Here is a 13859-nt window from a genome sequence, read left to right as displayed (position 1 = left end):
GAGCTACTCTTTAAATTTTGAAATTTCATCCGCGAGCTTATCTAGGTTCTCGTCGCTTACGTTAGTTAAAAGTCCGCTCATCAGGCTGTTTTTGATCTTACCCGCTTTATAATCTTTGAGGCTTGCTAAAATTTGATCCTTGCTCTTGCTGCCGATCGGCGGAGCGATCTTGCCGCGTCCGTCATCGCCGTGGCAGGGCGCGCAGCTTACCAGATAGGAGCTACTAACCTTAAAATCGCGCTCTTTGACGCTTTGCTCTAAAATTTTAATATTTTTTACGTCCTTATCGTCGATGAGATCGACGCTCTTGCTCTGCGGCGCCGGTTTTGCTTGCACCTGCGGCTTGACTTCTTGCTGCGGCGCGCTAGAATCGTCCGAACTAGCCATAAAGATCATCAGCGCGATCAGTGCTACACCCAAAATCAAAGCTAAAATTTTGCCCGGTTTCATTTCTGCTCCTTAAATTGTCGGTTGAACTCGTAAATTTCTTTTGCCATCGTCTCTATCTGTTGCTCGCTCATGCCGTTTACGAGCTGCACCATAAGAGGATTAGGCTTTTCTTTGAATTTATACTTTTTAATCATATCCACGATCTGCGCGTCGGTTTTATCCAGAAGCGACGGACCGATGATGCCGTTTGCGTAGTCGTCGTGGCACGCCGAGCAGCGCAGGATAAAATCGTGCCCAAGGCGCTTTTTCATCAGGTCGAAATTTAGCTTTTCATATTGATTTTTGATGCTCGAATACGCCACGATATTTTTGGTCGTTTCGTTTACATCGCCGTTTAGGTTAAAATTTACCTTTCGCTCGCCGTAAAAATCGTAGCTTACGAACTTATCGTCCTTCTTGGGCGCTTCGCCGCTTTTGACGCTTATGCGAGGCTTGGCGGTAGAATTTTGATCCGCTTTCTGCGATGCGGAATTTACACTCGCGGAATTCTGATCTGCAGAATTTTGCCCTGCGGAGCCTTGTGAAACGGAATTCTGCCCTGCGGAGCTTGTCGCGGCAGAGCCTGAATCGCCATCATCTCCGCAGCCGCACAGCAAAAGCGCCGCAGCTAGCGAGTAGAGGTAGAATTTAATAGAGTTTTTCATTGTTTTCCTTCATAGATTGATTTATAATCCGCCCGCGGGATTATCTCGATGATACGCGCCGGACAGAGCTCTGCGCACGCGCCACAGCCGACGCAAGCGCTACGGATCTGCGGGGCGAAATGCGCGCCCGCTTTTATCATAGCTATGGCATCAAGTGGCTGCGGGTAAGGGCACAGCGATGCGCATAGATCGCAGGCCTTGCCCTCTTTTGCCGCCAGCGCGGAGTTTAACTCTCGCTCCTGCTCGGTCTTGGCGGGCTTTAGACGCAGATCGCTAGACTTTAAAGTTTGCCCGCGATACGCCAAACAGGCGTCTAAATTTTTAATCACGGCGATACCCATCGCAACCTTTTTAGGCTCGTTCGTCTCGTGGCTAAGCGCGCCGCTTGGACAGGCGAGCACGCAAGGAAGCGCGCCGCAAAGATAGCAGCCCCGCTCTTTCGCGTCAATGACCGGGGTGCCGATGTCAAAAAGATGGGTAATATCCAGCAGATAGATGCTGTGATAGGGGCAGACCTGCACGCATTGGCCGCACTTGATACAGCTACTGCGGAAGCCGCGCTCCGCTAGCGCTCCGGGCGGGCGCAGATATAAAGAGGCGGAATCTCCGCTAGAATTTTCCGCAAAATTTTGTTTTATAGAATTCGGTGCGGAATTTTGCCCCGCAGAATTTACGGAATTTGACGCGCCGGAATTCTGCGCTTCGCCGCCCGTAAAATTTACGGAATTTGTGGAATTCTCATCCGCAAATAAGCTCGCTGCCCCGAGTACTCCGAGCGCTCCGCCGAGTAGTTTTATCGCTTCGCGTCTATTCTTTATCATTGCCTCATCCTGGGTTTTGGATCTTTTAGCAGTAGCTCGGGCTCTGAAAACGGAGCGAGCTTGGAGATGAAATTTAAAAGCGCGATCCCGCTGGAGCCGTAAAAAAACCGCACATTCGGTTTATACGCCCAAAGCCTATCCGCGTAGGCGTATGAGCTGTAGCTAACGTCGCCGTAGCCGTCGCCGTCGCGGTCAAATCCGTCGTAATCGTCGAAGTAGTTGCCGATCCATTCGTTTTGCAAGAGCTTGGATTGGGGCGTATCGTTCAGTACGATCTCCATATTGCCTTTAAATTTATTGTTTTTAAATACGCTTTTTAGCTGCGTGGCGTGGAATTGCACGCCGATGCTGTTATATTCGATATCGTTGTTTTCAAAAACGTTAAGTGAGCCCGGCTGATAGGGGGATTGATCCAGATAAAATCCGCGGGCGTTGTAAACGACTTTATTATCCGTAACCCTGAAATTTGAGCTATCCTTCATACCTATGCCTACGCCGTAAGCGCCGTCTGCGTTGCGCACTACGTTACGTCTGGCGATATTATCGCTTGAAAACATAAAAAATAATCCCACGCTATTGCCGTCGTAGTAGTTATCCTCCACGACGTTATGTCCGGAGTTCATAAAGTGCAGAGAATAGCGACAGCTATGGCCTTTATTGCCTGCGACGAGATTGCCGTTTGAGAAGTAAAAAACGGTGTCGCGGACGTTGTGGACGTCGTTATTTAAAATTTTATTGGCATTGGAATACCAAAGCTTGATGCCGTCGCCTTTGAAACTCGTGCGGTAGGCATTGCTCGAAATTTCATTGCCCTCGATCGTTACGTCGTTTGCCTTGCTTAGCACGACGCCATAGAGCACGTCTTTGATGAGATTATTTTTTATGATTACGCTGTTTACGTCGCTTACGTTGATCCCTGCATCCTCGCTAAGATGCTCGAAGCCTCCGTTTTGAATTGTTAAATTCTTGATTGTAACATGCGGAGAGCGGACGCGGATGACCGTTCCGTTGCGATCGCCTATGATCACGGCGGAGCGGTCTAGTCCGTCGATAGTAAGGGGCTTATCGATTAAAACGTTGCCGTGGTATTCGCCCGCGGCTAGTTCTATAATATCGCCCGCTTTTGCGCTATCGATCGCGTCTTGAAGCTCGCCTGCGCCTAAGCTTAGCGCGAGCGAGAATGCTAGAAGCAAAAGCCTCATCTATGCTCTCGTAGGAATTTTTTCTTAGATAGTAGAGCTAACGCCGATAGCAGCGACAGGGCCAGCATCAGCCAAAAGCCAAGAGCCGGATATGAATGGGTAGTAAAATGCGCTACGCTGCCGTCGCCAAATGCTGTAGGCATAAAAGGCTTTATTTTAAACGCGCCCCAGTCTTGCAGGTTGTGTCCGAACCAATACAGCCAACCCACATAGCAGCCGATGAAGATAAGCGGCGCAATGATCGGCAGGATCATAAGCAGAGTCTGCCCCTTGCCATCATAGTACAAAAACGCAAGCATGCCGATCGTAGCGATTATGAGATAATACGGCGATAGCGAGTGCTCGAGCGTGCCGCCGCGCCAGACGGGATACATTCCGATATAGTGGTTTAGGGTATTCATCTCGCCGACATCGCCGCTAAAGCCGTCAACGTGGACGTAAAGTGGAATTCCATCGGGGAAAGCCTCTTTTGGATAGTTCGGCGCTTCGAGTGAAATTTTCCACACCGGTATGCTAGGGACCCCCACTTCAAATTTATGCTCCAGCATCGCGCCTAGATCATTTTTAACATCACTAGGAATTAGGTGATTTTTATACGATGCTTTCGTATAAAAATTCCATATCGGTGCGGAGTATGCGGGCAGCTGCGAGACGCTGCTAACCTGCCCCGATACGATTTTGCCTTGGACTTTGAAAAATCCGAGCGTAGGGATGGTAAAAGCGACCGTCATAATAAGCAGCGCTAAAATCGCGTAAATTTTATATTTTGGCATTTCATCTCCTTTAAATTCTCCCCCTTGCGGGGGAGAGTGGGGCTAGTTAAGACCCGCGTTCTCATCGACCCATTTTAGGTATTCGATGATATCTTTGATCTCTTCGTCTTTCATATGCTGATTTGGCATGCGAAGGTTGAAGTAATTTATCATTGCCTTAACGTAGTCGTCTTCGTAGAATTTAGCAGGGTCTTTGATAAAATCAGCTACCCATTTCTCGCCGTTTTCATGGCGGAGTAGGACGCCTGTTAGATCAGGACCGGAGCTTACTTGACCGATGACGTGGCAGCCGTTGCAGCCTCCGCGTAGGTAGGCCTTCTCGCCGTTAGATGCAGCCTCGCTCATAGGAGTGGAGAGCTCGCGGATCAGGTTGTTTTTAGCGCGAAGTCCGACATCTGCGGTTTTTACTAGGTACTGCCAAACTTGACCTTCCCAAAGTATCGCGCCGTTCATATCGCCGGCTTTTACCGCGGCGTCTGCCTTGGCTTTGGTTTCAGGAATTTTGCCGTATTGATCCAGCGCGTCATCGACTAAAGCCTTGACCTTAGGATATTTCTCGTAGTTTTTCTCTTTTAAGAATTTAACGACTGATTGAATAACGTCGTCGGTGGCTTTATTCGTAGCTACTACCTTGTCGTATTCGGCTTTTAGAGCTTCTGGGCTAAGAGCTTTTAGCATAGAAGCTTTAGCTGAAGTGTATTTTTTATTCGGATCTTTTACGTATAGATATCCAAACATCTCAAGGTGCAGCGCAGAGCAGAATTCCGTGCAGTAGAAAGGAAATACGCCCTCTTTATCTGCGATGAAATTTACGCTCGCAGTCTTACCCGGCTCAAGCGACATATGCAGATCGTAATCATCAACCGTAAAGCCGTGAGTTTCGTCCTCGGCACGCTCTAAATTTGTCATATAGATCGTTACGTTATCGTCCTTATTAACCTCGATGTGCTCAGGATTAATATGGCTGCGGATCGCCGTAGCATAGACTTTTACGTTTTTGCCGTCGCGCTCGATGCGCTCTTGACCCGCTAACGTCATGGCAGGGTGTTGCTTGCCGGTGCGGGAGTTTGTTCCCATAGTATAGGTAGGTTTCGTATGAAGCTTGCTAGCTGCGATAGAAACTACGTCGTGCGGCTCACCTAGACCGATAGGAAGATCGTAAAGCATCTCCATTTTAGGTCCTGTAATGTCGATGAGCTGATGATTTTGCGGATGAAGCGGTCCGATAGGATTAAATCTATCGATCGAAAGCTTATCCAGCGCGATTACGTATTTGCCGACAGGCTTAGAGGATTTACCCTCCATAGAATCAAGGTGACCGATATTGTAGTGAACGTTGATCCTATCTAAAACCTTTAGCGTCTTGTAGTTCCATTTTACGATCTGGCTATCAACGTAAAGCGATGTATAGATTACGCCATCTTGCGAATCGAAGGTGTTATGCAAAGGTCCAAGACCAAGCTCTGCTTGTCCGTGAAGCGTCTTTTGCATATCTAGGATCGGAATTCCGTATGGATCCTTGCCTGCATATTCTTTTTTATCAATTAGCTCTTTGATCTTTTTAAAATCGTAAACGCTAGCGTGAGTATCTAGTTTACCGCCGATAATGATATAGCGGCCATCAGGGCTAACGTCAACGCCGTGAGGAGATTTAGCCTCAGGGATCAAAAATAGCGCTCCCGCTTTTACAGCGGCGTCTATTGTAACGATTCTGTGTCCGTTTACGACCTTGTAGTTTTTGCTATCTTGAGCAAGCTTTTCTAGAATTTGCCAGTTATAAACGTGCAAGTAGTCGGTATCGTTGCGGCTCATGCCAGCTTCCATAGGAGGCAGACCCTTTTCGATGCCGCCTGTGTACATTTCGGAGTTGAAGCTGTTAGTAAACGCCCAGCCGAAGCTTTCGCCCTTACCTGCGTCACTTAGATCTTGCATATATGGAGGAAGCTCTAGAGAAAAGGATTTATTTACGTCGATTTTACCTTTATCGTAGTCAAATTTCCATAGCGTTACTGCACCGCGATAGACTGCTTGATACTCCTCGATTGGGTGCCAGTCGTTATCAAAAGGGGCTGCGTATTGGCTGGTTTCGATGACGTATTCGGTATTAGGCGTTACGAAAGAGCCGCCGTGATCGCTTTTGATTACCGGATTTACGACTATTTGAGTGGTTTCGAAATCTGATAAATTTATAACCGCGATTCTTGGGTTTGCCTTATCGTTAATAAAGAGATAATCGCCCACATACTCGCCGTTTTTTTCGCTGAAATTTGGGTGGTGAGTATCGCCCCAGTTGATCTCTTTGCCGTTAATGGAGCCCGATCTTAAGACCGCCTTGCTCTCCTCGTCAAAGCCGTATCCTTGCCAAGGCTCCGGGGTAAATACGCCGATATATTTGTAGATCCTCATCGACGGCACGCCGTAAACGATCACCTGTCCGCTTTGACCGCCGGAAGAGAAGACCATATAATCGTCCTTCCTACCGGTCGGCTGATAGGTCTTAGCCGCCGCTAAAACGTCTTTTTCGCTTAAATTTCGTTCTTTCATCACGCGCTCTAGGTCGCTATCCGCGGCACACAGGGCGCTTGCGGCGAACAAAACCGAGCCCAAAAGCACGGGTTTGAAACTTTTTAACATACTAATCCTTTCTTAGAATTTTAAAATTTTACCTGATTTGCTGACTACGAGGATCGCTTCCCCGTCTGCGTACATCGCTAAAAATTCGCTTTTTAAATCCACAACCTCCTTTAATCCTACTTTTTGATTTTCGTAAATTTTATCTTTAGTAGCGATAAACTGCGTGCCGCGGGCGCACACGATGGATTTGATCCAAGAGCCCACGCTTTTGCGCTCGCCGCTTTTTAAATTTATAAAATTCCCCTCTATATCGCCCACAAACAGCGTCCCGTCGCAGTCTGCAAGCGCAGTGGCTATAGAGCCGCTTAAATTTTTATTGCCAGCTTCGGCTGAAATTTCGCTTTGAGTTTTAAGCCCCTCGTCTTGAAATTTTGCGCCTTTAAATTCTGAGCTTTGAAATTCCGCGCTCTTTGCGCCGCTAACTTTAGTTTCGTTTGGCTCGGAGCCTTGCACGCTTTTTGTGCTATCAAATTCCGCATCTTTAGATTTCACGCCACTAAGCTCTCCCTGCGCGGCGCGATTAAGCGCGGCATTGATACCGCTAAATTTAGTCGCGACGAGATCTGCGCTAAAACAGGCTACGCCGCTCCAGCTTGCGACGCAAAGTCCGTTAGCGCCCAGGCTAACGGCATTGATTCTGCCGTAATGAAATGAAATTCCGCGCAGCCCATCGGGGATGGAATTTCTATTTAAAGATTGCCCGTTCGCGGTGGAATTCTCATCTGGGGCGTAGCCGCCGTCCGCGCTGTTATCAGGGTCCTCGTCTAATCTTATTAGTTGATTCTTATCCACTACCGCGTAAATCACGTCTTTTGCGGCATAGATCGCATCTATTTGGGCTGTACCGCTACGTCCCGTCTTAAGCGTGCGTAAAAACTTTAATCTATCGTTTAGCACCGCGATTTCGGCTCCGCCCCAAGCTAGATAAATTTTGCCGTTTTTGAAATTTAGAGCCGTAATTTCATTATCGCTGTATTTTTGCGCGAACTCCACATTCCATTTAGCAGTATCAAACATCCTAAGCTCGCCGCCACTACCGCATAAAAGCAGTCGGTGCGAGCTTGCGTCGAATGTACCCAGACGCAGCGTGGCATTTAGATCAAAGCTGCCAGCTGTTGCCATCTGCGATAAACAAATCAAAAAGGCAATACAAAATTTTATAAAATTCATCTTAATCCACTCTTTGCGAAATGATACTACTCCAAGGCTTAAAAATCGGTTTAAAGCTTGAGCTATAATGAAATTCTAAGATTTCTTAAAAGTTACGAAATTCTACGATATAAAAATAGCTCTAAGTAAAATTTTATTTTTCGCATTTTTGCTATATAAATTCCGCATTTAAAATTATAATTTCAGTAAATTTTTATTTTGACAGATTTTTAAAATTCGCAACGCTCCTTTAATTTTGTTTAAATAAAAAGTTAGTATAATCGCCAAAGTTTGTTTTAAATTTTACTGAAGGAGAAACTATGGAGTTTCTGACAAGTTTGTCTGAAAGCACTCAATTCTTTTTGCAGCTCATTATAGTCTTGGGCTGTTTGTTTTATGGTGCTAAAAAAGGTGGTATGGCGCTGGGAATTCTAGGCGGTATAGGCTTAGTGATCTTAGTGTTTGGATTTAGATTAGAGCCGGGTAAGCCGGCAGTGGACGTTATTTTAACTATCCTCGCAGTTGTCGTAGCAAGTGCAACGCTACAGGCTACGGGAGGGCTTGATGTAATGCTTCAAATAGCGGAGAAATTGCTTCGTAAGCATCCAAAGATGGTTTGTATCATCGCTCCAACTGTTGCGTGGACGCTTACAATCTTATGCGGAACGGGACACACCGTCTATACGCTGCTTCCGATCATCTATGACGTAGCTATTAAAAATGGGATTCGCCCTGAGCGCCCGATGGCTGCTTCTACAATCTCCTCGCAGCTTGCTATCATCGCTAGCCCTGTTTCGGTTGCCGGCGTTTCGATGGTCGCGATCTTACTAGGTCAAGGCGTGCATATCGAGGGCTTTAGTACGTATTTGGATCTACTTAAATTAACAATCCCTTCTACTTTCATCGGTATGCTTGCGATCGGAACGTGGTCGATTTTTAGAGGTAAAGATCTAGATAAAGATCCGGAATTTCAAGAAAAGATCAAAGATCCAGAGCAGAAAAAATATATCTACGGCGAAAGCACGACATTGTTAGGTCAAAAGCTTCCTAGGATTAAGTGGGTTTGCATGTGGATATTCTTAGCCACTATTGCGCTAGTAGCGGTTTTAGGTTACGAGAAAAGCTTGCGTCCTGCGTGGACTAAAAATGTCCCGGGCAAATCCGTAGAGATCATCGTCGATAAAAAAACGGTCAAAAATATCACGATTAAAGATGGTCAGGTTATCTCCATGGTAGACGGTGGCAAGGTCGTCTCAAACGTCAAAGAGTCCAAAGCCAAAGATGCGACGAAATTTAATAGCGTCGAAATTTACGACAAAGATAAAAAGCTTACTCAAAGCATCGTCTCTCAAGACGGAAATGTCGTCATCACGACAGGCGATAAGAGCGAAAGTATCGCAAATGCAAGCATTGTCGTAAAAGATACTATGAAAAAGACCACAAATTTAAATATGGTCTTAACCATTCAAATTTTCATGCTTCTTGCAGCATCCATCATGATGATCGCTTCGGGCATAAAAGCGGGCAATATCGCTAAAAATGAAATTTTTCATAGCGGTATGATAGCGCTCGTGGCGATCTATGGAATTTCATGGATGGCAGAGACTATGTTTACCGCTCACATCGAAATGCTTAAAGCGTCGCTAGGTAAGGTCGTTATGGCGTATCCGTGGACATATGTCATCGTTTCGCTGCTAATTAGTAAATTCCTTAACTCTCAAGCGGCGGCGGTTGCTACTTTCGTACCGCTAGCGGTTAGCATCGGTATTGATCCGGGCCTTATTATTGCATTTGCACCGGCTTGCTACGGATACTATATCCTACCTACCTATCCGAGCGATCTTGCGGCGATCCAGTTCGACCGCTCCGGCACTACGCACATCGGCAGATTCGTCATCAACCACAGCTTCATTTTCCCTGGGCTAATAGGTGTTCTTACTTCATGCGCGATGGGTTTTATCTTCGCTCATATTTACGGCTATTTATAATAGCTATATGCTCGCGAGTTCAACACTCGCGAGCTTTAAATTTCAAATCCCAGCGGCTTTTTAAAATTTTATAAAATTTTGAAATTTTAAATGCTCTAAATTTTTAAATTCTAAAGCTTTCTAAATTCCGTTCATAACCCGCGCGAGGCTAATTCGTTTTAAATAAAATTTACGTTATAATCCCGCCAAATTCCACATAGGAGGCAGATATGCAAATCCCTATCGCATACGGCAAAGATGATCATCTAAGCTTAGAGATAAACGAGAAAAATTTGCTCGGCGTTTTTAACCCCAACCCCGTGGCTAAATTTGACGAAACGGCGCTCATCGCAAAGGCTCTCGCAAATCCGATAAATCAAAAAAGTTTCGATGATTTTATCGCAGGCGATGAAAAGATCGTAATCATCGTAAACGACGGCACGAGGCCTACGCCTACCGCAAAAGTTTTAAAGCAAATTTACCCGAAAATCCGCGAGAAAAATAAAATTTTCATCATCGCCACGGGCTGCCACAGAGAGGGCACGCAGGAAGAATACGAGATGATCTTCGGCAAAGAAATTTACGCGGAGATCAGAGCCAAAAACGAAGTTCACGATCACGACTCCAAGCACGACGAGATGGTCTTTTTAGGCGAGAGCAAAAACGGCACGCAGATGTATCTAAACAAAATCGTAGCCGAGGCGAAAAAAGTGATCGTCATAGGCTCGGTTGAACCGCACTATTTCGCAGGCTACACCGGCGGCAGAAAGGCATTTTTACCGGGCACGGCGTCGTATGAGAGCATCACGCAAAACCATAAACTAGCTCTTAGCTCCGACGCGCAGGCGCTGCGCCTAGAGGGCAACCCAGTGCACGAGGATATGATAGACGCGATGAAGGTGCTAGCGCACATCGACGTTTTTTCGATCCAGACGGTGCTTGATAGCGAGCACGGCGTGTATTACGCAAGCGCGGGCGATCTAAACGATAGCTTTTACGACTGCGTAAAAAAGGCAGACGAGGTATTTTGCGTAAATATCCCGCGCAAGGCCGACATCGTGATCTCGGTCGCGCCATATCCGATGGACGTCGATCTCTATCAAGCTCAAAAAGCCCTAGATAACGGCAAACTAGCACTCGCGCAGGACGGAATTTTAATAATGGTCGCAAAGTGCCGCACCGGCATCGGACCAAAGCCGTTTTTTGATCTGATGGCCTCCGCCGACACGCCTAAAAAGGTACTCGAAAAGATCAGCGCGGGCTTTAAGCTCGGCTATCACAAGGCAGCTAAGATGGCCGAAATATCGCTCTGGGCGCAGACCTGGGCGGTGTCGGATCTTAGCGACGATGAGATGCGCGCCGTGCATCTAAAGCCATACCACGACATCCAAAAAGCCGTGGACGACGCGCTCGCGCAAAAGGGCGCGGACGCTAAAATCATCATCCTGCCGTTTGGCTCGATGACGGTGCCTAAGGCGTAAGTTTGGCTAAAATTTTATATTATGACGCGAGCGCGGGCATCAGCGGCGATATGAATTTAGGCGCGCTGGTGGAGCTTGGCGTGGATTTTGGCTATCTTTGCGCCGAGTTAGAGAAATTAAATTTGCATGGCGAATTTAAGCTCGTGCGCAAAAACGTGCTAAAAAACGGCATCGCCGCGACAAAAATCGACGTAGTACCGCTAAAATCGCAGCCTCACGCCAGAAGCTACGCGAACATCAGGCAAATTTTAGAGAGTTCAAATTTAAGCCAGAGCTGCAAACAAAGAGCGGGCGCGATATTTCGCACCGTTGCCGAGGCGGAGGCCAAAGTCCACGGCACACAGATAGAGCGGGTGCATTTTCACGAGATCGGCGCGATCGATAGCATCGCCGACGTCACGGGCGCAGCGATCTGCTTTGAGTATCTTTTTGAAAATTTAGGCGTCTCGCGCGTGCTAAGCTCTAAAATCGAGCTTGGCGGCGGCGTAGCCAAATGCGATCATGGCGAGCTTAGCGTGCCTGCACCCGCCGTCTGCGAAATTTTAAAAGGCGTGCCCATAAGCCTCGGACGCGCAAATTTCGAGATGACTACGCCCACGGGAGCGGCGATTTTAAAGGCTTGCGCGGACGAGTTTGCAGATAATGCGAGCTTTAAAATCGAAAAGATCGGCTACGGCGCAGGCGATAAAGATGCCGCAGACTTTGCAAACGTGCTTCGAGTGATGCTTTGCGAAACCAATGAGGAGCGCGGCGAAGGGGACGAGCGAAATTTAAGCGCGCGCTCGGGCTGCGACGAGGTTTGTAAGCAAATTCTGATCTCCACCAGCATCGACGATATGGATGCCGAGAGCTTTGCCTTTGCATGCGAAATTTTACGCGAAAACGGCGCGCTAGACGTATTTAGCCGCTCTATTTTTATGAAAAAGGGGCGCATGGGCTTTGAGCTAAACGCGCTGTGCCGCAAGCAGGACGCGCAAAATTTAAAGGATCTGATATTTACGCACACGACGGCGATCGGCGTCCGCGAGGTAGAGGTTGCTAAAACCGAGCTAAAGCGCGAGCTTGTGCGGGTGCAGACGAAATTCGGCGAGATAGGGCTTAAAATTTCAGGCAACGGGCAAGCGCAAAAAATAAAGCCTGAATTTGACGAGTGCAAGGCCGCGGCGCTCGCGCACGGCACGACGATCGAGCGGGTGCGAAAAGAGGCGCTAGAAATCTATGACGAAACTAGAAAAACTAAAGGCTGATCTGCGCGGGCTGGGCGAGCTGGCGGTCGCATTTAGCGGTGGCGCGGACAGCTCGCTGCTACTGCGTGCGGCGCACGACGCTCTGGGAGAGCGTGCTATTGGCATAACGATACGATCGCCCTACATGTCCTCGCGCGAGATCGCAGAAGCCGTGGAATTTGCACGCACCTACGGCATCCGCCACGAAATTTTAGAACTCGGCGTCACAGAGGAGATCAAAAACAATCCCGAAAACCGCTGCTATCTGTGCAAAAAAGCGGTGTTTTCGCGCCTAATCGAGCGCGCCCGTGAGCTTGGCTTTAGCCGCGTCGCAGACGGCACGAACCGCGATGATCTAGGCGAATACCGCCCGGGGCTCAAAGCCAAAGAGGAGCTGGGCGTGCTCTCGCCACTGATAAATTTAACCAAACCCGAAATCCGCGAGCTCTCACGTGAGTTAAATTTGCCTACCGCCGAAAAACCAGGCTACGCGTGCTTGCTAACGCGCCTGCCGCACGGACGCAAGATCGATCAGAGCGAGCTAAATTTGATCGAAGCCGCGGAAAATCTACTCATCGCAAGCGGCTACGCAAACGTCCGCGCGCGGTGCGACCGCAAAAATATAAAGCTGCAAATGCCCTTTGCTAGCATGCGGGACTTCCTAAACGACGCGAAATTTAAAAGCGTCGTTAGGCAGCTCGTGACGCTGGGCGCAGCGGATGTGACGCTCGATCTAAAGGGGCTTAGAGAGGATGTTTTGCATGAGAGAGGATGAAATTTTAGAGCTTTTCGCAGGGGTAAAAAGCGGCCGCGTAAGCGAGCAAGAGGCGCTAAAATACCTAAAAAACTACCCCTACGAGGACGTGGGCTGCGCCAAGATCGACACCCAGCGCGCATTGCGAAACGGCGCGGGCGAGGTGATCTACGGCGAGGGCAAGACGGATGATGAAATTTTACGCATTGCTGGTGCGATCGGCGCGAGAGGGCAAAATATCCTAATCACGCGCACGAACGAGCGGGTTTTTAAGCTAGTGCGCGAAATCTTGCCGCAGGCGGAGTTTAACGCTCGCGGCCGCGTCATCAGCGTCAAATTTAAAGAGCCCGCGCTCACGCAAAGCTACATCGCGATAGTATCTGCCGGCACCGCCGACGGCGCGGTCGTGGAGGAGGCGTACGAGACGGCGCGATTTTTAGGCAACGACGCGCGCAAATTTAGCGACGCGGGCGTGGCGGGGCTGCACAGGCTGATCGCAAATTTAGAGCAGATACTCGGCGCAAAGGTCGTGATCGCGGTGGCGGGCATGGAGGGCGCGCTAGCTAGCGTACTGGCGGGCCTCGTGAGCGTGCCCGTGATCGCGGTACCTACCAGCGTGGGGTACGGCGCGAGTTTCGGTGGACTGGCGGCTCTGCTAGCGATGCTAAACAGCTGCGCAAACGGCGTTAGCGTCGTAAATATCGACAACGGATTCGGCGCCGCGTATAACGCGAGCCTGATAAATCATCTCTAAAATT

General features: G+C 48.4%; 12 protein-coding genes. 5 read left to right on the top strand and 7 right to left on the bottom strand.

Features of this window, described 5'->3' with window-relative positions; all coding sequences use genetic code 11:
- Positions 1-3: 3 nt before the first annotated feature.
- From Q0174_RS02420 to Q0174_RS02390, 7 genes are read right to left on the bottom strand one after another with little or no spacing between them, the layout of a single operon-like run.
- Entirely contained in the window at positions 4-450 is a 447-nt protein-coding gene (locus Q0174_RS02420; RefSeq protein WP_298041463.1) for a cytochrome C, read from the bottom strand.
- On the bottom strand, positions 447-1094 hold the full coding sequence (locus Q0174_RS02415; protein ID WP_298041461.1) for a hypothetical protein: 648 nt from the start codon (positions 1092-1094) through the stop codon (positions 447-449). Before Q0174_RS02415 ends, Q0174_RS02420 begins: the two co-directional genes overlap by 4 nt.
- Positions 1091-1915 carry a 4Fe-4S dicluster domain-containing protein gene (locus Q0174_RS02410; protein ID WP_298041459.1) on the bottom strand — a complete coding sequence of 275 codons (825 nt, stop codon included), beginning with the start codon at positions 1913-1915 and terminating at the stop codon, positions 1091-1093. The genes Q0174_RS02415 and Q0174_RS02410 overlap by 4 nt, the downstream gene beginning before the upstream one ends.
- Positions 1912-3117, bottom strand: coding sequence for a nitrous oxide reductase family maturation protein NosD (locus tag Q0174_RS02405; protein WP_298041457.1), 1206 nt, complete (start codon positions 3115-3117; stop codon positions 1912-1914). Before Q0174_RS02405 ends, Q0174_RS02410 begins: the two co-directional genes overlap by 4 nt.
- Positions 3114-3890, bottom strand: coding sequence for a hypothetical protein (locus Q0174_RS02400; protein WP_005870834.1), 777 nt, complete (start codon positions 3888-3890; stop codon positions 3114-3116). The genes Q0174_RS02405 and Q0174_RS02400 overlap by 4 nt, the downstream gene beginning before the upstream one ends.
- Before the next feature lie 42 nt (positions 3891-3932).
- Positions 3933-6524, bottom strand: coding sequence for a Sec-dependent nitrous-oxide reductase (gene nosZ, locus Q0174_RS02395; protein WP_005870833.1), 2592 nt, complete (start codon positions 6522-6524; stop codon positions 3933-3935).
- A 12-nt stretch (positions 6525-6536) separates the two neighbouring features.
- Positions 6537-7694 (bottom strand): hypothetical protein, encoded by a 1158-nt coding sequence (locus tag Q0174_RS02390; RefSeq protein WP_298041455.1) that lies wholly within the window; start codon positions 7692-7694, stop codon positions 6537-6539.
- Positions 7695-7993: 299 nt separating this feature from the next.
- Here Q0174_RS02390 and Q0174_RS02385 point away from each other — a divergent pair, with 299 nt between their 5' ends.
- The 5 genes from Q0174_RS02385 (at position 7994) to larB (ending at position 13855) form a co-directional block, all read left to right on the top strand.
- Positions 7994-9661 carry an anaerobic C4-dicarboxylate transporter gene (locus Q0174_RS02385; RefSeq protein WP_298028947.1) on the top strand — a complete coding sequence of 556 codons (1668 nt, stop codon included), beginning with the start codon at positions 7994-7996 and terminating at the stop codon, positions 9659-9661.
- A 209-nt stretch (positions 9662-9870) separates the two neighbouring features.
- A complete protein-coding gene (gene larA / locus Q0174_RS02380; protein WP_298041452.1) occupies positions 9871-11121 on the top strand; it encodes a nickel-dependent lactate racemase in 1251 nt (416 codons plus the stop codon).
- Positions 11122-11123: 2 nt separating this feature from the next.
- The gene (gene larC, locus Q0174_RS02375) at positions 11124-12368 is read left to right on the top strand and encodes a nickel pincer cofactor biosynthesis protein LarC (protein ID WP_298041450.1); all 1245 of its coding nucleotides are present in this window, start codon (positions 11124-11126) and stop codon (positions 12366-12368) included.
- Positions 12340-13122 carry an ATP-dependent sacrificial sulfur transferase LarE gene (gene larE, locus Q0174_RS02370; RefSeq protein WP_298041448.1) on the top strand — a complete coding sequence of 261 codons (783 nt, stop codon included), beginning with the start codon at positions 12340-12342 and terminating at the stop codon, positions 13120-13122. The genes larC and larE overlap by 29 nt, the downstream gene beginning before the upstream one ends.
- Positions 13109-13855, top strand: coding sequence for a nickel pincer cofactor biosynthesis protein LarB (gene larB / locus Q0174_RS02365; RefSeq protein ID WP_298041540.1), 747 nt, complete (start codon positions 13109-13111; stop codon positions 13853-13855). The genes larE and larB overlap by 14 nt, the downstream gene beginning before the upstream one ends.
- Positions 13856-13859 lie beyond the last annotated feature (4 nt).

It is taken from the genome of uncultured Campylobacter sp., from assembly GCF_937996225.1.
Taxonomy (GTDB): Bacteria; Campylobacterota; Campylobacteria; order Campylobacterales; family Campylobacteraceae; genus Campylobacter_B.
The sequence above is the reverse complement of the archived record's forward strand: the minus strand, read 5'-3'. Positions and strand labels throughout refer to the sequence as shown.